Origin of the sequence: Pseudooceanicola nitratireducens (assembly GCF_900109195.1) — a bacterium.
Lineage (GTDB): Bacteria > Pseudomonadota > Alphaproteobacteria > Rhodobacterales > Rhodobacteraceae > Pseudooceanicola > Pseudooceanicola nitratireducens.
Genome location: NZ_FNZG01000002.1, coordinates 850,524 through 868,946 on the forward strand (window position 1 = coordinate 850,524; position 18,423 = coordinate 868,946).

Genomic DNA, 18,423 nt, shown 5'->3' on the forward strand with positions numbered 1-18,423 from the left:
TCAGCGAGTTTCGGCCAGGGATCCGCCCAGGAAGGCGCGGATCACGGCGGGGTCGGATTTGATGTCGGCGGCGGGGCCGGACTTGGTGATGCGCCCGACCTCCATCAGGTAGGCGTCATCCGCCAGTTCCAGCGTGGCGCGGGCGTTCTGTTCGACGATCAGGATCGTCAGGCCGGTGGCGCGGATGCGGGCGAGGGCGGCGAAGACCTCTTTCACCACGATGGGGGCCAGTCCAAGCGAGGGTTCGTCCAGAAGCAGCAGGTCGGGGTTCGACATCAGCGCGCGGCCGATGGCCACCATCTGCTGTTCGCCGCCCGACATGGTGCCGGCGATCTGGCCCCTGCGTTGCGCCAGCTTGGGAAACAGGGTCAGGACCTCGTCCATCCGGGCGGCGGCCCCCTGGCCCGCGCGGGCGGGCAGGGCGCCAAGCGCCAGGTTGTCGGCCACGGTCATGGCGGGGAAGATCCCGCGCCCCTCGGGGACCAGGGCGATGCCTTCCTCGACCAGGCGATGCGAAGGCAGGCGCAGCAGCGATTTCCCGCGATAGAGGATATCGCCCGAGGCCGGGCGGATCCGCCCGCCAACTGCCCCAAGGAGCGAGGATTTGCCCGCCCCATTGGCCCCGAGGATGGCGACCATGCGGCCCTGTGTTGCGGTCAGGCTGGCGCGGTCCAGCGCGACATGCTTGCCATAGGTGATGGTCACGTCACGGATCTCAAGCATCGACCTCTCCTCCCAGGTAGGCGGTGATGACGGAGGGGTCGGACAGGGCCGCATCGGTCGCCTCGTCCGCGATCAGCTGGCCCGAGTTCATCACCACGACCCGCGGGCACAGCGCCCGCACCGCGTCGATGATGTGTTCGACCATGAGGATCGTCAGCCCGCCTTGATGCAGCTTGCGGATCAGGTCGATGCCCTCGGACAGTTCGGTCGGGTTGAGGCCGGCCAGCCATTCGTCCAGCAACAGGATCTCGGGTTCGGCGGCCAGGGCGCGGGCCAGTTCCAGGCGCTTCTGGTCGATATAGGTCAGATCGCCGGCCTGGGCCTCGGCCCGGTCGGACAGGCCGACCATCTCCAGCGCCTCGCGGGCGACCCGTTCGGCGGCGCGGCCCCAGTGGGCGTTGTGGCCGAAGACGGCGGTGATCTTGACGTTCTCGATCAGCGACAGCGACGGCAGGATGCGCACCAGCTGAAAGGTCCGGGCGACCCCGGCACGGGCGATGCGGTCGCGGCGCAGCCCGGTCAGGCGCTGGCCGTTCAACCGGATCTCTCCGGCGGTGGCGGGCAGGGCCCCCGAGACCAGGTTGATCAGCGTCGTCTTGCCCGATCCGTTCGGCCCCAGAAGGCCGACGATCTCGCCCTTCTTCAGGGTAAAGGACACGCCATCCACGGCCCTCAGCCCGCCGAACTGCTTCACGGCCCCTTTGATCGACAGGAAACTCATGTCCGTGCCTCCTTGGTCTGCGGGGCCTTGCGGGCGGTCAGGGTTTCAAGCTTGGCCAGAAGGCCGTTCGGCACCAGAAAGACGACCCCGATGAACAGAAGGCCCAGGAAGATCGGGTAGGTGTCGGGGAAGTTCGACGACAGGTATTCAAAGGCCAGGAACAGCGGCACGGCACCCAGGGCCGGGCCCCACAGCCTGTTCGCCCCGCCCAGCAGCGCCATGATCACGGTCAGGAAGCTGACGGTCGGATTGAAGACGATCGCCGGTTCCACGTAGACATAGCGAGGAGAGGTGATCGCCCCGGCCAGCGTCAGGATCATCGCCGACAGCACGAAGGCGATCAGCTTGGTCCTTGCCAGGTTGATGCCGGAATGCGCGGCCACGGTTTCATCGTCACCGATCACCCGCAAAGCCAGACCCAGGCGGGACCGGTTGATCCAGGCAGTCAGCGCGAGGGTCGCCGCCCCAAGCGCCAGCATCTGCCAGTAAATCTGCCGCGTGGTGATATCCAGGAAGATATAGCGGCCCAGGGTGCCGGTCACGTTGACCTCGTACCAGGTGATCAGCTGGCGGGTCAGCTCGGCCAGGCCGAAGCTGAAGATGACGAAATAGACGCCCTGAAGCCGCAGGGTCGACAGGCCGACCACCAGCGCCATGGCCCCGCCGATCAGCGCGGCACAGGCCAGCACGGCGGGATAGGGCAGGGCCTCGTTCAGGACGGCGACGGTGTAGGCCCCGGTGCCATAGAAGGCGACTGTGGCCAGCGAGATATAGTGCGTCTGCCCCGAAAACAGCGCCCAGGCCGATGCGAGGGTGACATAGGTCGCAGCCCCGATCAGCAGGCCCAACCCATAGTCCGAGATATAGTTGGGCAGCACGGTCAGCAGTGCCAGCCCGATCAGGGGAAGCAGGATCCGGATCATGAGCGTGCTCCGAACAGGCCCTGGGGTCGCCACAGCAGGACGGCCAGGAAGATGGCAAAGGTCGCGGCCAGGGTCAGGCCGGGGTCGATGGCGGTGGCGACGAAGGTCTCCAGCAGGCCCAGGGCAAAGCCCGCGGCCAGCGCGCCGGGCACATTGCCGACGCCGCCCATGATGACGATCACCAGTGCCTTCATGGTGAAGACCACGCCGTCGGTGGCGGAAAACGTCTGGTACATCGACACCGAGGCCCCGCCGATGGCCGCCAGGGCCGAGCCGAGGGCGAAGCCCTGGCGCGCCACGCGGTTGACGTCGATGCCGACCAGCGGGGCGGATCCGGGCGTCAGGGCGACGGCGCGCATCCGCAAGCCCCAGCTGGTGGTGCGCAGGGCGGTGACCAGCGCGGTGCCGGCAAGGATGCAGATCCCGAAGGCGATCAGCCGGTTCAGCGCGACCGACACGCCAAGGACCGACACGCCCCGGTCGAGATAGGAGATCGAGGTGAAATCGGCCCCGAAGCTGACCAGCAGCACGCCCTGGATCAGGAACAGCAAGCCGAAGGTGGCGAGGATGCTGTCGACCTCAAGCCGTCCGCTGCCGCCGGATCGGGCCACCAGCGGGCGCATCATCACCTGGTACAACAGCCAGCCCGCGCCATAGCCCGCCAGCGCGATCGCCGGCAGCGACAGCAGCGGCGACAGGCCCGCGCCCTGGAAGAAGGCCACGACCAGGAAGGCGGCGGCGAGTGTCAGCTCGCCATAGGCGAGGTTCATGATCCGTGCGATCCCGTATTGCAGCGTCAGCCCAAGCGCCAAAAGCGCATAGGTGCCACCCAGTACGAGCCCGAGGATGAGGGTCGTCATCAACATGGAGTGTCCTTGGGAAGGGCGGCCCGCACCGTTTGGCGCATCCCTTTGACGCGGGCCGTTTCATCTTGGGTCGTTTCTTTGCGGAAACGGTGGCTTACCACTCGGGCTTGGGGATCACGGGCGCGCTTGCCCCGTCCTTGTCGCCGGGGTTCACGGCGCGGAAGGCCCCGCCCTGCCACTGGCCGACCCACCACAGGTCGCGCAGCTGGTTGTCCTCCAGCTTGACCTCGCCGATCACCGTCTCGAAGGTCCCGCCCGACAGTTCAGCGGCCAGGGCCGCGTGGTCAAGGCCGACCCGTTCCACCGCCTGTTCCAGCATCTCGAGCGAGGCATAGGTGATGGCCGAGGCCCAGCTGTCCGGGGCCTTGCCGGTGAATTCGGTGTGGCGGGCAAAATAATCCTGGATCGCGGGGCTGTCGGCATTGACGCCGCCGATGGCCATCACGCCCTCGGCCTTGCCGTCGGCCACGCCGGGATAGATCGGAAAGGCACCGCCGACCGAGATGTAGAAGACCTTGGGGTTATAGCCCATGGACTGCGCCGTCTTGGTCATGCCGAAGCTGCCCGGCGGGTAGGAGAAGGCGACGAAACTGTCCGCGCCGGATCCCTGTGCCTCGCTCATGAGGGCGGCGAAATCCGAGGTGCCAAGGGGGTAAGTCTTGTCATAGACCAGTTCGAACCCGGCCTCTTCGAAGGCGGGGCGCGCGCCGTTGATCAGGTCGATGCCAAAGCCGTCCGCGACCGAGACGACGGCGACTTTGCCGTTGATCGTGCCGGCGTCGCGGGCGGCAGCCAGCACGTCGACCAGGCCCTTGGCATAATCATGCCCGCCGCCCAGCATCCAGAAGCTGCGGTCCCAACGGGCGGCGAATTCGGGTGCCTTGTCGGTCACGGCGGTCACGGCCAGCTGGGGATAGCCGAACTTGGCCATCAGGGGCGCGATCGCCAGGTTGGCGCCGGTGCCCCAGGGCGGCAGGATCAGGTCGACCTTGTCCTGGGATGCAAGCCGTTCGATGGCGCGCACCAGGTCCTGGTTGGCCGACCGGTTGTCGTATTCCACCACCTCGATCATCTTCTTGCTGCCGTCGGGCAGGGTCAGGCCGCCGGCCTTGTTCACGCTGTCGACCCAGAGTTCGTAGTTGGGGATCGTGGTGATGCCTGCGCCGGTGGCGCTTGGACCCGTGCGGGCGACGGCATAGCCGATCTTGACGGTGTCGCCCTCGGCCAGGGCCATGCCCGCGGTCAGGGCCAGCGTGGACGTCACGCCAAACGAAAGCGCGCGCAGGGCTGCGCGCCGCGAAATTCCAGTCATGGTTTCCTCCCTTTCAGCCGGTTTTGGCCGGCCAGATGCGCCTAAGGCGGTCCCCGCAGGGCGGGTCCGACTTGGCTGAGACACAGGATAGTCCCGGTCCGGCAGGGCAATAAATGCACTTGCGGGGCCAATAATTGCACTTGTGCTTGATTTTTGGTGGGCTGGGCGCAAGTCTGCGGGCATCATGCCTGTGCCCTATCGTCCCGCCCCGCCGCGCCGTCCGACCCCCGGTCTTCAGCGGATCCGTAGCCCGCTGTCGCGGGTGGCCTATGGCTTGCCCAAGGGTGCGGCGCATCTGCTGGTGCTGGAATATGGACGAGTGCATCTGGCGCTGAAGGACGGGGCCCGGATGCCCGATCACGACGGGCCCAGGCTGCTGTGGTGGGTCGGGTCCGCGCCGCGCGAACTGGTGGTTGGGGCGGGCACGCGCGGCAGTCTTCTGACCGTGCCCGAGGCGGCGCTGATGCAGGCGCTTCCGACCACGCCGATCGGTGAACAGATGCAGCGCACCCTGACGCAGGACCTGGACCTGGCGGTCGAAAGCTTTGGCAATATCCCCGACCTGCTGGACGGTTTCTCCACGGAACGCCAGGGCGGAGATCCCGGGGCCGAGATCGCCACCGCGCATTACCTGTCGCTGATCCTGTTGCAGCTGTGGCGGCGGGCGCGGAAGGACCTGGTGCACCTGGGGGGCGCGCCGCAGGGGCTGTCGGAACGGTTCATCCTGCTGGCCGCACAGCGCGCCCGCGATCACCTGCCGGTCGAGGATTACGCGCGCGAGCTGAAGGTCAGCCGCGACCGCCTTGGCTCGGCCGTCAAGCGGGCGACGGGGCTGTCGCCGCGCGCCTATCTGCACCGGTTGCTTCTGCGCGACGCGATGGAGCTTTTGGCCAATACCGGCAGCCCGGTCAGCCAGGTGGCCTTTCGCCTCGGGTTCGTCGATCCGGCCTATTTCACCCGCTTCTTCAAGCGCGAGACGGGGCAGAACCCGGCCGCCTTCCGCAAATCCTATCGCCGCAGGGAAGCCAGCGAACCGCAAAGCTTTGCCGCCTGGCCCTGAGGCACGAAAAAGGCCCCCCGCAGCGATGCGAGGGGCCGGTGCAGACCATCTTGGCCGGGCTTATTCGCCCTTCAGCGCCTTGACGTAGTCGCTGGCGGGCAGGCCGGCAGCGTCGGCCTCGGCGATGACCTTCTCGACCACGGGGGCGGAGGCTGCGTTGAACTTCGCGGCCTCATCTGCGCTTAGGGTGATGACCTCTTTGCCGTCGGTGGCCTGGAAATCGGCCAGGGCGCTTTCGGCCACGCTCATCCAGGCCTTGTTGGCGGCGATGGAGGCCTCCTTACCGGCCTCCAGCACGATCTGCTGCTGGTCGTCCGTCAGATCACCAAAGCTGTCACGGTTCATGATCATGAAGAAGGACGAAACGGTGGTGTCCATGCCCATGGTGATGTGGTTGGTGACCTCGGCCAGCTTGAAGGCCTTCAGGGTGGTGGCGTCGATCATCGCGCCGTCGATCACGCCGGTCTGCATGGCGTTGTAGATTTCAGGCGCGGGCATCGAGACGGGGGTGGCCCCCCAGGCCTCGACCACCAGGCCGGCATTGCGCGAGGGCACGCGGATCTTCAGGCCGGACAGATCCTCGAGGCTGCGGATCGGCTTTTCCGAGGTGAACAGAAGGTTGGGCGCGTTGTTCCACAGGCCGACCAGCGCGACGCGGCGGTATTCATTCGCCAGGATGTCGATGTTGTCCTGCACCGCCTGGGTGCCGGTCGCCGGGTCGATCACGCCGGGCAGTTCGGTCAGCAGCGTGGTGGGGAAGTTCGCGGCCGTATAGCCGGGCAGGCCAAAGGCGATGTCGGTCACGCCCTCGACGGTGCGGTTGTATTGTTCCACCGGGCCCGGGCCCAGTTCGCCGCCCATATAGGTCGTGACGGTCACGGCCCCGCCGGTTTTTTCGGCCAGGGTGGCGGCAAAGGGGGCATAGACCTGATCGACCACGAAATGGGTGGGCGGCTGGAAATCGGCCAGCTTCAGGTCGTCTGCCATGGCCATGGGCGCGGCCAGAACCAGCGCGGCGGCGGTGAGGGTCTTGATGAACATCCTGGGGTCCTCCTCTTTGGGATGTCGTGTGGGCCGGGCCGCGGTGCGGCCTAGCCGAACATGGTGTCGGGCAGGAACAGGGCGATGCCCGGGAAGGCGATGATCAGCAAAAGCGCCAGGATCATCGCGGCAAGGAAGGGAAAGACGCCGCGGAAGACGGTGGTCAGGGGCACATCCCCCGCCACGCCGCGCACGACGAAGACGTTCAGGCCCACGGGCGGGGTGATCATCCCCATCTCGATGACAATGACGGCGATGACGCCGAACCAGATCGGATCGAAGCCCAGGGCGATGATCACCGGGTAGACCACCGGCACCGTGATCACCAGCATCGACAGCCCGTCCATGAACATGCCCAGCACGACGTAGGCCAGGATGATGACCAGCAGCGTGCCATAGGCCCCAAGCCCAAGCGCCCCCAGCCCTTCGCCCAGGGTGGCGGGGATGCGGGTGATGGCGAAGAAGGGGTTCAGGACATTGGCCCCGATCACGATGGTGTACAGCATGGCCGAGGTCGACAGCGTGCTGAGCGCGGCCTCTTTGAAACCGTCCCAGGACAGGCGGCGGCGGACCAGCGCCAGCAGGATGGTCAGGGCCGCGCCGATGCCCGAGGCCTCGACCGGGGTGAAGACGCCCAGGTAGATGCCGCCGATGGAAATCGCGATGACGGCCAGAAGCGGCCCGGCCTCGCCCAGGGTGCGCAGCTTCTGCGGCAGGGGCACATGTGCGCCGCGCGGGCCGGCAGCAGGGTCGCGCAGCGATACCAGCCAGATTGCGCCCATGAAGAGCACGGTCAGCAGAAGCCCCGGCAGGATGCCCGCCATGAAGAGCCTGCCGATGCTTTCCTCGGTCAGGATGGCGTAAAGGACGAACCCGGTCGACGGCGGGATCAGGAAGCCAAGCGTGCCGCCCGCCGCGATCGACCCGGTGGCCAGCGAAGGCGCATAGCCCAGGCGCTTCATCTCGGGCAGGGCGACCTTGCCCAGGGTGACGGCCGTCGCGACCGAGGACCCCGAGACGGCGGCAAAGACCGCGCAGCCCAGCACCGAGGCCGAGGCCAGCCCGCCCCGGAACGCCCCGACCCAGGCGAAGGCCGCATCATAAAGCCCGCGTGAAAACCCGGCGGCCGAGGCGATATTGCCCAGCAGCACGAACATCGGCACCACGATCAGGTTGTAGTTGGCAACCGCCGAATAGCTTTCGGTCAGCAGCACGCCTCCGGCACTGCGGGCCCCTTCCAGCGCCCAGTAGCCGAAGAACCCGACGCTGAGCATGGCAAAGGCCACGGGCGTGCGCAGGATCAGCAGGACAAAGAGGATGGCAATGCCGATCAATCCGGCGGCAATCGGTGTCATCAGTCGGCCCCCCGCAGGATCAGCACCAGAAGCTGGACGGCAAAGACCAGCGCACACAGGCCCGCGCCAACCGACAGGATGGCGTAGAAGGGCCAGATCGGCATTTTCAGCATGTTCGTCGCATCGCCCCATTCCAGCGCGTCCAGCGCCTTCAGCGCGGCGCGGCGGCACAGCAGGCCCAACACCAGGGCCGAGATCACGCGCGACAGGATATCGCCAAGGAACCGGCCCCATCTGCCCAGCATGCTGTCAAAGACATCGACGGCGACATGATCGCCCTTGGCGGTGCAATAGGGCAGGGCGGACATGACCAGACCCACGGCGGTCAGCTGCACGATTTCGTTCACGCCCAGCAGCGGGGTGTTGAACAGGTATCGCATGACGATGCCCGCCGTGACGACCAGCAGTATGGCGATCAGGCACAGGGTGCCGACGACGGTCAGGGCCAGGGCGGCGCGGTTCAGCTGCCGCTGCAGGCCCTCGGAAAAGTCCAGGGCGCGGCGCATCACGCCGTTGTCCCGGCTTGGTCGGAATACAATGTCATTGGCGTCCTCTTCCCCCTTGTGCCCCCCTTGTGCGGCGCGCCTTGCGTCGCAGCCGCCAGCGGGACATGCCTAGCGGGTCGGGGCCGGAGCTGACCAATTCAAAGCCGAGGTCGCGAAATAAGCTGATGCTATAGGGTGATGTCCTGCGCCCCCTGGCGCAGCAGATCCAGAAGCAGCGCCTGCGCCTTTGTGGGAAACCAGTTTCCACGGTAGGTCAGGCCGATGGGACGGCGCGGCCAGCGGGTGGTCACATCAATTTCATGCAGCAGCCCATGGGCCAGTTCGGCCTGCGCCTGCGCCGACGAGATACAGCCCAGGTGGTCGCTTTGGGTCAGCAGTTCACGCATCAGAAGGATCGATCCCGCCTCGACGATGCTGTCGGGCAGGCCGGTTTCGGCAAAGAAGGCATCGAAATGCGCGCGGCTGGGGGCACCGATCCGGGGCACCACCCATTTCCAGCTGCGCAGATCTTCGGCGGTCAGGCCTTTGCGGTCCAGCAGCGGATGGCCCGGCCCGGCGATGATCGACAGGCGGTCGTCGAACAGCGGTTCCTGCCGGATGTCGCCGATCGGGGGCGGGCTGCGCAGGGCACCGATGATCATGTCGATCTTGCCCCGCCGCAGATCACCCAGAAGTTCGTCATAGGCCCCGTCGATCACCCGCACCGGATGGTTGGGGCGCTGGTCGCGGAACCGGGCCAGGGCGCGCGGAAGGAGGACCGAGCGCGACAGCGGCAGCGCGCCGACGACGACCCGGCCGGCCTCTCCTCCGTCCAGGTCGGCCAGGTCGGATTCGGCCTGGTCGATTTCGGTAAAGGCCAGCATCACCGCCTGGGTCAGGGCCGAGGTCGCCCGCGTCGGCACCAGCCCAAAGGCGGTGCGGTCGAACAGGGGGCGGCCGGCCTCTTTCTCAAGATGGGAAATCGCGCGGTGTACGGTCGGCTGGGCCAGGCCAAGGCGGCGGGCTGCCAGGGTGAAATTCTCGGTCTCGTGCACGGCCACCAGCGCCTGAAGCTGCGCCCAGGTCGCAGTCAGTTTCAGCCGGGGGGCGATGTCGGTCAGGGCCGGGTCCAGCCGGTCGAAGGCGCGGCGCAGACGGGCGGACATCGCCTCTCCCCTCGGGGTGGGGAAGAACCCTTGGCGGGTGCGGTCGAAAAGCGGGCCTCCGGCCTCTTTCTCAAGCTTGGTGACGGCCTGGGTCACCGCCGGCTGCGACACGTTCGCCAGCGCGGCGGATTGGGTCAGCGATCCGGTGTCGGCCACGGCCAGCAGCAGCCGGAAGTGCCGCAGGTTGCGGGACAGGGCGATCATGGGCGCAGGGCTTTGAATGGGAATGCTGTCACAGGCGTCACGTGTCTTGTTTTCAGGGCTGAAATGCCTCCGATAAGGGCGGCGAAGGCAGGTGAGTATAGCGCATACTTATGGCAAGGGACAGGCTTTCAACTTGCCGCAGGGGGATGGCGATGAAATCACCACCCCCAGGGAAACGGAGGAGAGATCGCCCGCCAAGGGCCGGTCACGCCTCCGTCAGCGCGGAGGCAACCAAGGGATCGCAATGGAACAGCCGACCAACCCCAGCATGGATCTTGCGCATCTTGGCCATGTCGAGATGCTGACCGACAAATACGAGGAAAGCCTGGATTTCTTCACCCGCGTCTACGGTCTGAAACTGTCCGGAGAGGACGAGACCAGCGCCTATCTGCGGGCCTGGGACGATTACGAATTCCACACGCTGAAATTGACCCGCGCCGAGACGACGGGCGTCGGGCATATCGGCTATCGCGCCGCCAGCCCCGAGGCGCTGGAGCGGCGCGTGGCGGTGATCGAGGCCTCAGGCTACAAGACCCACGGCTGGGTCGAAGGCGATCTGGGCCATGGCCGCGCCTTCCGGTTCGAAGACCCCTTCGGCCATGTCTTCGAGATCTACTATGACACCCGCTGGTACGAGGCCGAGGGCGAAGACCAGGCGGCACTGAAGAACACCGCCTCGTCCTTCACCGGGGCGGCCCCGCGAAGGATCGACCACCTGAACCTGCTGTCCGAGGATGTCACCGAATTCCGCCGCTTCATGGAGACCTGCCTGGGGTCGCGCGTGACGGAATACATCCAGCTGGACAACGGGCGGATCGGCGGATGCTGGTTCACGGTCAACAACAAGACCTATGACCTGGCCTGTACCGAGGAACACGGCGGCGGCGATGGCCGGTTGCATCACGTGACCTATGCCACCGACCAGCGCGAAGACATCCTGCGCGCCGCCGATATCTTCCTGCAGAACGGGGTGCATATCGAAACCGGCCCGCACAAGCACGCGATCCAGGGAACCTTCTTCCTGTATGTCTGGGAACCGGCGGGCAACCGGGTCGAACTGGCCAATGCCGGGGCGCGGCTGATCCTGGCCCCGGACTGGCAGCCGGTGAAATGGACCGAAAGCGATCGCAAGAAGGGCCAGGCCTGGGGGCTGAAGACCATTCCGTCCTTCCACACCCATGGTACGCCGCCGGTCAAAGGCTAGGCCGCCCCCCGGGGCAGTGCGTCCTGCATGGATCGGGACATCAGCAAGGAAAGTGAACAAGATGGCAGTTGTCGTACAGAACATACCCCGCGCGGAGGCACCGGTGATCGACGCCCTGGGCCGGGCCGGTGTGGCCACGGTGCACGAGGCGCAGGGGCGCAAGGGATGCCTGCAAAGCCACATGCGGCCGATCTATTCCGGCGCGCAGATCGCGGGATCGGCGGTCACCATCTCGGCCCCGCCGGGGGACAACTGGATGGTGCATGTAGCGATCGAACAGCTGCAAGAGGGCGACATCCTGGTGCTTGCCCCGACCTCGCCCTGCGACAACGGGTATTTCGGCGATCTGCTGGCCACAAGCGCCATGGCGCGCGGCTGTCGCGGGCTGGTGATCGACGCGGGCGTGCGCGACATCCGCGATCTGACGCAGATGGGCTTCCCGGTCTGGTCGCGGGCGATTTCCGCGCAGGGCACGGTGAAGGAAACGCTTGGCTCGGTGAACGTGCCGGTGGTCTGCGCCGGTCAGACGATCCAGGCGGGCGACATCATCGTGGCCGATGACGATGGTGTCTGTGTCGTTCGCCGGGACGAGGCCGAGGCGGTGCTGGAAAAGGCCGAAGCACGCCTTGCCGCCGAAGAGGCCAAGCGCCAGCGCCTGGCCAGCGGAGAGCTGGGGCTGGACATCTACGACATGCGCGGACGGCTGGCCGAGAAAGGGCTGAAGTACGTCTAACCCCCCTCAGGCGGGGGTGAAGACATAGCGTTTGTCCAGCTGGTACTTGACCACGTAGCCGATGCTCAGCCCCAGGATTGCCCCGCCTTCGCGTGCCAGGTCCGTGCCGAAGGCCAACCAGAAGGCCGTTTCGCTGCCCCAGAAGATCAGCGTCGTGACGCCGCCCATCACCGTGTAGGCGGTGAAGCGGCGGGCATGGGCGCGGGCCCCGGTGCTGCGGTCGTCAAAGATCCAGCGCTTGTCCAGGACGTATTTCACCACCAGCCCGACCAGCGTGCCTGCCGCCATGGCAAGCACCAGGCGCAGGGGCGTGTCAGCCCCGCCCAGCACAAGGCGCTGCACGCCTAGGTTGGCCAGCGTGGCGATCACGGCAAAGGCGGTGTAGCGGGCGATCAGGCTCACAACAGTGCCCCGATCAGAACGCATCCAGCGATCACCGCGAAACAGATCTGGCTGATCCGGTCGCGCAGGGCAAAGACCACCGGGTCGTCATGCATCTGCCCCCGATGGGTCAGAAGCACCGTGCGCGTGATCCAGTAGAGCAGCACCGCACAGACCGCCCAAAGGGCTGCGGGCTGGGCATAAAGTTCGACCACGTTCGGCGAATTGACGTAAAGCGCCATCACCAGGACCGAGACATAGCCCGAACACAGCGCAATCATCGAGATGATGGGCAGGTCCGCCACCTGATACCCTCGGCCCGAGGACGCCAGTGCGCCGCGCCCGGCGGCGTCCACCAGTTCGGCCTGCCGTTTGACCGCCGCCAGCGACAGGAAGATGAACAGCGCGAAGGCCAGCAGCCAGACCGACAGCGGGATCTTCGTCGCCGTGCTGCCCGCGATCATCCGCATGATGTACAGCCCCGCCAGCATGCAGATGTCGATCACCATGTGGCGTTTCAGGCTGAAGGAATAGAGCATGGTCGCGCCATAGTAGATCGCCAGCACCGCGATGAAGGTCGGGCCGAGGGGGGCTGCGACGGCCCCGCCGGCGATCAGCAGCGCCGGGGCCAGGACCGATCCATAGGACAGCGGCACCGCGCCGCTGGCAAAGGGGCGGTTGCATTTGCGCGGATGGGCGCGGTCGGCAGCAAGGTCCAGCAGATCGTTCAGCACGTAGACCGAGGAGGCAACCAGGCTGAAGCTGACAAAGGCTAGAAGGGCGGCGGCAAAGGTCGCGGCGTCCAGCTGATGCGCGGCCAGCATCGGCAGGAAGACCAGCAGGTTCTTCAGCCATTGATGCGGGCGCAGGGCGCGCAGCACGTCGCGTTTCCGGGGCGTGGCCTGGGGTGCGGCCTTTCCTTCGATGATTGTCGCGATGCCATGGTGGTCGGCGATCTGGCGGGCGATGCCCTTGGGGTATTTGGCCGATAGGGTTACGGGCGCGTCGGGGCGGCCAAGGTCTGCCACCACGTCGGGATCATAGGGCAGGGTGGCCGGATCCAGCGTGGAATGCCGGTCCAGGTGGTCGCGCAGAGCCTGCCGCCCGCGCGCCAGTGCGGCAAGGGTCGTCAGCGGTCCGGTCCAGCCCTGACCGAAGGCCTGCCAGAATTGTTCCTGGCGCAGACGGCTGCGCAGCAGCCCGCCCTCAAGCGGAATGACCCTGGTGGCATCACCCTGGGGGCTGGACGTTTGGGGCAGGGTGTCGGGCAAGGATCAGGCTCCGGTCCGGGGAAAGTGCCGGCAGTATCGGGGCGGGGCCGGGGGCGCGCAAGCGCGGGCCCCGTGGGGCGGGGCTTTTGGGTCAAGGCGTTGCGCGGGGGACTCGCCGGGGCGTGGGCGCAGGGCGATTAGGTGTTCCGGAAGATCCGGGATTCCCCCAGCATGTTCTCCAGCGCCGCGATCCGTTCGGCGCTTTGATCCGGGCCAAGGCGCTGGATCTCGGCCACCAGCGCCTCGATCAGGAAGTTGATGGCCAGGGTGCTGTCCCAGCTTGACGGCACCTCGACCATCGAGCGGAAGGTATGCGCGGCGACCTTTTCGATAGGCGATCCCCAGGCATCGGTGAACAGCACGATGCGCGCGCCCTGTTCGACGGCCAGGCGGGCCAGCTTCTCAAGCTCGCGTTCATACCGGCGGATGTCGAAGACCACGAGGACCGAGGTTTCGTTCATGTCCAGCAGCGACTGCGGCCAGACCGAGGGCGAGCTGTCCAGCAGGTGCACGTTCGGCCGGATGATCTGCAGGTGGTTGAAGAAGTAATGCGCGTTCGACCGGGTGATGCGCCCGCCCAGCAGGTAGATACGCATCGTGGGATCCGACAGCAGCTGACCAACCGCGTCGAATTCGGCAAGGTCCAGCCGGTCGAGCGTGCGGTTGATGTTCGATGACACGGTTTCGGCAAACTGCGACACGATATGGTCGCGGGCATCGGTCAGGGCGGCGTCCAGCTTGGCCAGGGGGCGTTTGATCCGTTCGGCCAGTTCTTCGCGGATGGCATTCTGCAGGTCGGGAAAGCCGTCAAAGCCCAGCTTGCGCGCCAGGCGGATCACCGTCGGGGTCGAGACCTCGGCCATCTCGGCCAGGCGGGTGATCGATTGCAGCCCGGCGACCAGCGAATCCTCTTGCAGCACGGCCGAGAGCTTGCGTTCGGACGCGGTCAGATCGGACTGCCGTTCCCGCAGCAGGTCCCGAACCAGTGGTCTGCTTTCCAAGGTGGTTCCTTTCTGTACAAACTCTGCGCGTTTGTAAAAATAGTTACAGGAATATTCTTGACAGGCCAGAAAATTCTGTAGTGATCTCTACAACAAGACGAGGGATCGGAACCGGGGGGCAAAATCCGTGCAAGACGACTGGACAGCGGTAGAGCGTTTCCGCCCGGACGGGGCTGCGCCTGTCGTGCTGGTCTGCGAACATGCGTCGCGCCACATTCCCGCCGATCTGAACGACCTGGGGCTGACGGGGGCGGCGCTGACGTCGCATGCGGCCTGGGATATCGGGGCCCTTGCCGTGGCGCGGGGCCTGGCCGAACGGCTGGACGCGCCGCTGGTGGCGGGGGCGACATCACGGCTTGTCTATGACCTCAACCGCCCGCTGGAGTCGCCCACGGCGATCCCGCCGGTCAGCGAGGTCTTTGAAATTCCGGGCAACCAGGGGCTGTCCGACACGGCGCGCCGCGACCGGTTTGACCGGCTTCATACCCCCTTCCATGACGCCCTGGCCGAAACGGTCGCGACGCAGCGGGCGCGGGTCGCGGGGCCGGTGGCGCTGATCACCGTGCACAGTTTCACCCGGATCTACCTGGGCCAGGAGCGCGCGGTCGAACTGGGCTATCTGTTCCATTCTGATGGCGCGCTGGCGCAGGCGGCCTTGCAGGTCGAACAGACCCGCGGGCAGTACGCAAGCGCGCTGAACGAACCCTACGGGGCCGGGGACGGCGTGACCTACACGCTTGAAAAACATGGCGAAAGCCAGGGTCTGCCCGCGCTGATGATCGAGGTGCAGAACGACCTGATCGAGCCGCCGGAAGGCGCGGCCGCCATGGCCGATCACCTGGCCGAGACGCTGCGCGCGATCCTGCCGCAGCCGGGACAGACACAGGAGGCCACCGCATGAAGGCGATGCGCCGCTTCATCACGGTGGTGGATGCGTTCAACTACCGCCTGGGCCGGCTGATGATGTTCGGCATCTTCGTCCTGATGGGCGTTCTGCTGTGGTCGACCTTTTCCAAGGCGGCCGGAAGCCCGTCGCTGTGGACGCTGGAAATGGCCCAGTTCATCATGGTCGGCTATTACATCCTGGGCGGGCCCTACGCGATCCAGATGGGATCGAACGTACGGATGGACCTGTTCTATGGCGATTTCTCGCCCCGCCGGAAGGCCTGGTTCGACGCGATCACCGTCTTCTTCCTGCTGGCCTACCTGGGCGTGCTGCTGTGGGGCGGGATCGAGTCGACGATCTACGCCTTCCAATACGGCGGTGAGAGGTCGTCGTCGGTCTGGCGGCCCTATATCTGGCCGATCAAGGTCATCATGTGCACGGGCATCACCTTGATGCTGCTGCAATCGCTGTCCGAGCTGTTCAAGGACATCATCTTCCTTAAAACCGGAAAGCCGATGCGCCCTGATCAGGGTGCGGGTCCGGATCAGAAAAACACAGCCTCTGCCGATCAGAAAGACGCCGCCGATGCCCTATGAGCTGATCGCCATCCTCATGTTCTCGACCATGATGGTCATGCTGTTCACCGGGCAGCGTGTCTTCGGGGCCATCGGCTTTGTCGCCGTCATCGCGGCGATCCTGCTGTGGGGCGACCGGGGCGGCTATGACATCGGGTTTTCCGCCGCGATCAAGCTGATGCGGTGGTATCCGCTGCTGACCCTGCCGATGTTCATCTTCATGGGCTACGTGATGTCGGAATCGAAGATTGCCGACGACCTGTACAAGATGTTCCACGTCTGGATGGGCGGGCTGTCGGGCGGGCTGGCCATTGGCACGATCTTCCTGATGGTGCTGATTTCCGCCATGAACGGCCTGTCGGTCGCGGGCATGGCCATCGGGGCCACCATCGCGCTGCCGGAACTGCTGAAACGCGGCTATGACAAGACAATGGTGACCGGGGTGATCCAGGCGGGGTCCTCGCTTGGGATCCTGGTGCCGCCCTCGGTCGTGCTGGTGTTGTACGCGATGATCGCGCGGCAACCCGTGGGGCAGCTGTGGCTGGCGGGCGTGCTGCCGGGGCTGATGATGGCGGCGCTTTTCGTGATCTACATCGCCGTGCGCTGCAAGCTGAACCCGGCGCTTGGCCCGGTGCTGCCCAAGGAAGAACGCGACGCCGTTCCCCTGGGCGAAAAGCTGCGGCTGCTGCGGGCGGGGCTGCTGCCGCTGGCGATCTTCTTCATCATGATGTTTCCCTTCGTGAAGGGCTATACCTCGCTTGTCGAAAGCTCGGCCATCGGGGCGCTGGCGGCCTTCCTGGCGGCGGTGCTGAAGGGCCGGATGACGCGCAGGGTGTTCGAAACCTGCATCCGCCAGACCCTGGGCATCACCTGCATGTTCATGTGGATCATCCTGGCGGCGCTGGCCTTTGGCGCGGTCTTCGACGGGCTGGGCGCGGTCAAGGCGATCGAGAGCCTCTTTACCGAACGGCTGGGCCTGAACCCCTGGGTCATCCTGATCCTGATGCAGCTGTCCTTCCTGGTGATGGGCACCTTCCTGGACGACACCGCCATGCTGGTCATCGTTGCGCCGCTTTACGTGCCGCTTGTTGGCGAGCTGGGGTTCAACCTGATCTGGTACGGTGTGCTGTATACGATCACCTGTCAGATCGCCTATATGACGCCGCCCTTCGGCTATAACCTGTTTCTGATGCGGGCCATGGCCCCGCCCGAGATCGGGCTGAAGGACATCTACCGGTCCATCATCCCCTTCGTGGGTGTCATGGTGGTGGCGCTGGTGATCGTCATGGCCTTCCCGCAGATCGCCCTTTGGCTGCCTGATCTGATCTATTCCAGATGAACCATAAGGCCGGATCAACCGGTCGCGTAATTCGAAACCAACAGGAGAGAGAGTAATGACAACAAGACGTTCCTTCCTTCGCGGCGCAGCGGCCGCGGCCCCGGCGGCGCTGGCTGCTCCGGCCGTCGTCCGGGCGCAAAGCGCAATCAAGTGGCGCTGGCAGACCTATGCCGGTGCGGCGCTTGGCGAACATGTGACCAAGCCGATCGTCGACTACATCAACAACGCCTCCAATGGTGAGCTCGAGGTCGAGCTGTTCTACGCCGATCAGATCGTCCCGACCGGAGAGCTGTTCCAGGCGCTGCAGCGTGGCACCATCGACGCGGTGCATTCGGACGACGACTCGATGGCGTCGCCGACCCCGCTGCGCCAGTTCGGCGGCTATTTCCCCTTTGCCACCAAGCACATCCTCGACGTGCCGGTGCTGTTCAACCAGTACGGCCTGAAAGAGATCTGGGAAGAGGAATACGCCAAGGTCGGCGTCAAGTGGCTGTCGGCCGCGGGTCAGGACCCGTGTAACTTCAACACCAAGAAGGAAATCACCTCGGTCGCGGATCTGGACGGGCTGAAGCTTTATACCTTCCCGACCGCGGGCCGCTTCCTGGCGCAATTCGGCGTCGTGCCGATGAACATTCCTTACGAGGATGCCGAGGTCGCGGTGCAGACCGGTGAGCTGGACGGTATGGCCTGGTCGGGCATCACCGAGGATTACACCGTCGGCTGGGCGAACGTCACCGACTACTTCCTGACCAACAACATCTCGGGGGCTTGGATCGGGTCCTACTTCGTGAACGAGAAACGTTGGGCGGACCTGCCCGAGCACCTCAAGGCCGTCGTCATGTCGGCAATCGAAGCCGGTCACACCTACCGCAACCAGTGGTACTGGGGCGGCGAGGCCAAGCTGCGCGCCACCGGCGATCAGCTGGAACTGCGCACCGTGCCGGCCGCCGAATGGGCCGAGGTCGAAAATGCCGCCAAGGCCTTCTGGGAAGAGATTGCCCAGGAAGGTGAAATCCAGCAGAAGATCGTCAACATCTTCAAGGAATACAACGGCGTCATCAACCAGGCAGGCCCGCCGTACACCAACGGCTGACCCGTCGACGATGACGATGCAGGGCGGCCCCGCGCGGGCCCTCCTAACGAAACAGCAAGGTGGCCTTTCGGGGCCACCTTGGCG

19 protein-coding genes are annotated in these 18,423 nt (G+C 65.8%); 7 read left to right on the forward strand and 12 right to left on the reverse strand.

What is annotated here, in order from left to right:
• From BMX99_RS09965 to BMX99_RS09985, 5 genes are all read right to left on the reverse strand, one after another.
• Entirely contained in the window at window positions 1–723 is a 723-nt protein-coding gene (locus tag BMX99_RS09965; RefSeq protein WP_093450729.1) for an ABC transporter ATP-binding protein, read from the reverse strand.
• A complete protein-coding gene (locus BMX99_RS09970) occupies window positions 716–1,444 on the reverse strand; it encodes an ABC transporter ATP-binding protein (protein WP_093450731.1) in 729 nt (242 codons plus the stop codon). Before BMX99_RS09970 ends, BMX99_RS09965 begins: the two co-directional genes overlap by 8 nt.
• Window positions 1,441–2,367: a branched-chain amino acid ABC transporter permease gene (locus BMX99_RS09975; protein WP_093450733.1), complete on the reverse strand. Its 927-nt coding sequence runs from the start codon at window positions 2,365–2,367 to the stop codon at window positions 1,441–1,443. The genes BMX99_RS09970 and BMX99_RS09975 overlap by 4 nt, the downstream gene beginning before the upstream one ends.
• On the reverse strand, window positions 2,364–3,233 hold the full coding sequence (locus tag BMX99_RS09980; protein ID WP_093450735.1) for a branched-chain amino acid ABC transporter permease: 870 nt from the start codon (window positions 3,231–3,233) through the stop codon (window positions 2,364–2,366). The genes BMX99_RS09975 and BMX99_RS09980 overlap by 4 nt, the downstream gene beginning before the upstream one ends.
• 94 nt (window positions 3,234–3,327) lie before the next feature.
• Window positions 3,328–4,545, reverse strand: a complete 1,218-nt coding sequence (locus tag BMX99_RS09985; RefSeq protein ID WP_093450738.1) for an amino acid ABC transporter substrate-binding protein — start codon at window positions 4,543–4,545, stop codon at window positions 3,328–3,330.
• A gap of 184 nt (window positions 4,546–4,729) precedes the next feature.
• Between BMX99_RS09985 and BMX99_RS09990 the strand changes: the two genes are divergently transcribed.
• Window positions 4,730–5,605 carry a helix-turn-helix domain-containing protein gene (locus tag BMX99_RS09990; RefSeq protein WP_139199481.1) on the forward strand — a complete coding sequence of 292 codons (876 nt, stop codon included), beginning with the start codon at window positions 4,730–4,732 and terminating at the stop codon, window positions 5,603–5,605.
• Between the two features lie 60 nt (window positions 5,606–5,665).
• On the opposite strand, the gene BMX99_RS09995 is transcribed toward BMX99_RS09990, so the two are convergent.
• From BMX99_RS09995 to BMX99_RS10010, 4 genes are all read right to left on the reverse strand, one after another.
• The gene (locus tag BMX99_RS09995) at window positions 5,666–6,646 is read right to left on the reverse strand and encodes a TRAP transporter substrate-binding protein (protein ID WP_093450743.1); all 981 of its coding nucleotides are present in this window, start codon (window positions 6,644–6,646) and stop codon (window positions 5,666–5,668) included.
• A 50-nt stretch (window positions 6,647–6,696) separates the two neighbouring features.
• Window positions 6,697–8,001: a TRAP transporter large permease gene (locus BMX99_RS10000; protein WP_093450746.1), complete on the reverse strand. Its 1,305-nt coding sequence runs from the start codon at window positions 7,999–8,001 to the stop codon at window positions 6,697–6,699.
• Window positions 8,001–8,507, reverse strand: coding sequence for a TRAP transporter small permease (locus tag BMX99_RS10005; protein WP_093450749.1), 507 nt, complete (start codon window positions 8,505–8,507; stop codon window positions 8,001–8,003). The genes BMX99_RS10000 and BMX99_RS10005 overlap by 1 nt, the downstream gene beginning before the upstream one ends.
• Before the next feature lie 167 nt (window positions 8,508–8,674).
• Window positions 8,675–9,856: a LysR family transcriptional regulator gene (locus BMX99_RS10010; RefSeq protein ID WP_093450753.1), complete on the reverse strand. Its 1,182-nt coding sequence runs from the start codon at window positions 9,854–9,856 to the stop codon at window positions 8,675–8,677.
• Between the two features lie 244 nt (window positions 9,857–10,100).
• On the opposite strand from BMX99_RS10010, the gene BMX99_RS10015 reads away from it, so the two are divergent.
• Window positions 10,101–11,060 carry a VOC family protein gene (locus tag BMX99_RS10015; protein WP_170848700.1) on the forward strand — a complete coding sequence of 320 codons (960 nt, stop codon included), beginning with the start codon at window positions 10,101–10,103 and terminating at the stop codon, window positions 11,058–11,060.
• A 61-nt stretch (window positions 11,061–11,121) separates the two neighbouring features.
• Window positions 11,122–11,793, forward strand: coding sequence for a 4-carboxy-4-hydroxy-2-oxoadipate aldolase/oxaloacetate decarboxylase (locus BMX99_RS10020; protein WP_093450755.1), 672 nt, complete (start codon window positions 11,122–11,124; stop codon window positions 11,791–11,793).
• Window positions 11,794–11,799: 6 nt separating this feature from the next.
• Here the strand turns inward: BMX99_RS10020 and BMX99_RS10025 are convergent, their stop codons facing one another.
• The 3 genes from BMX99_RS10025 to BMX99_RS10035 all read right to left on the reverse strand — a co-directional run bounded on the left by BMX99_RS10025 (window position 11,800) and on the right by BMX99_RS10035 (window position 14,446).
• Window positions 11,800–12,195 carry a GtrA family protein gene (locus tag BMX99_RS10025; RefSeq protein WP_244525512.1) on the reverse strand — a complete coding sequence of 132 codons (396 nt, stop codon included), beginning with the start codon at window positions 12,193–12,195 and terminating at the stop codon, window positions 11,800–11,802.
• Complete coding sequence (locus tag BMX99_RS10030) at window positions 12,192–13,445, reverse strand: UbiA family prenyltransferase (protein ID WP_093450761.1); 1,254 nt, start codon at window positions 13,443–13,445, stop codon at window positions 12,192–12,194. Before BMX99_RS10030 ends, BMX99_RS10025 begins: the two co-directional genes overlap by 4 nt.
• A gap of 137 nt (window positions 13,446–13,582) precedes the next feature.
• A complete protein-coding gene (locus BMX99_RS10035; protein WP_093450764.1) occupies window positions 13,583–14,446 on the reverse strand; it encodes a MurR/RpiR family transcriptional regulator in 864 nt (287 codons plus the stop codon).
• Window positions 14,447–14,573: 127 nt separating this feature from the next.
• Between BMX99_RS10035 and BMX99_RS10040 the strand changes: the two genes are divergently transcribed.
• The 4 genes from BMX99_RS10040 to BMX99_RS10055 are packed head-to-tail and all read left to right on the forward strand — an operon-like array spanning window position 14,574 to window position 18,339.
• Window positions 14,574–15,347, forward strand: a complete 774-nt coding sequence (locus BMX99_RS10040) for an N-formylglutamate amidohydrolase (protein WP_093450767.1) — start codon at window positions 14,574–14,576, stop codon at window positions 15,345–15,347.
• On the forward strand, window positions 15,344–15,928 hold the full coding sequence (locus BMX99_RS10045) for a TRAP transporter small permease subunit (protein WP_093450770.1): 585 nt from the start codon (window positions 15,344–15,346) through the stop codon (window positions 15,926–15,928). Before BMX99_RS10040 ends, BMX99_RS10045 begins: the two co-directional genes overlap by 4 nt.
• A complete protein-coding gene (locus BMX99_RS10050) occupies window positions 15,918–17,246 on the forward strand; it encodes a TRAP transporter large permease (protein WP_093450773.1) in 1,329 nt (442 codons plus the stop codon). Before BMX99_RS10045 ends, BMX99_RS10050 begins: the two co-directional genes overlap by 11 nt.
• Before the next feature lie 55 nt (window positions 17,247–17,301).
• Entirely contained in the window at window positions 17,302–18,339 is a 1,038-nt protein-coding gene (locus tag BMX99_RS10055; RefSeq protein WP_093450775.1) for a TRAP transporter substrate-binding protein, read from the forward strand.
• Window positions 18,340–18,423: the final 84 nt, after the last annotated feature.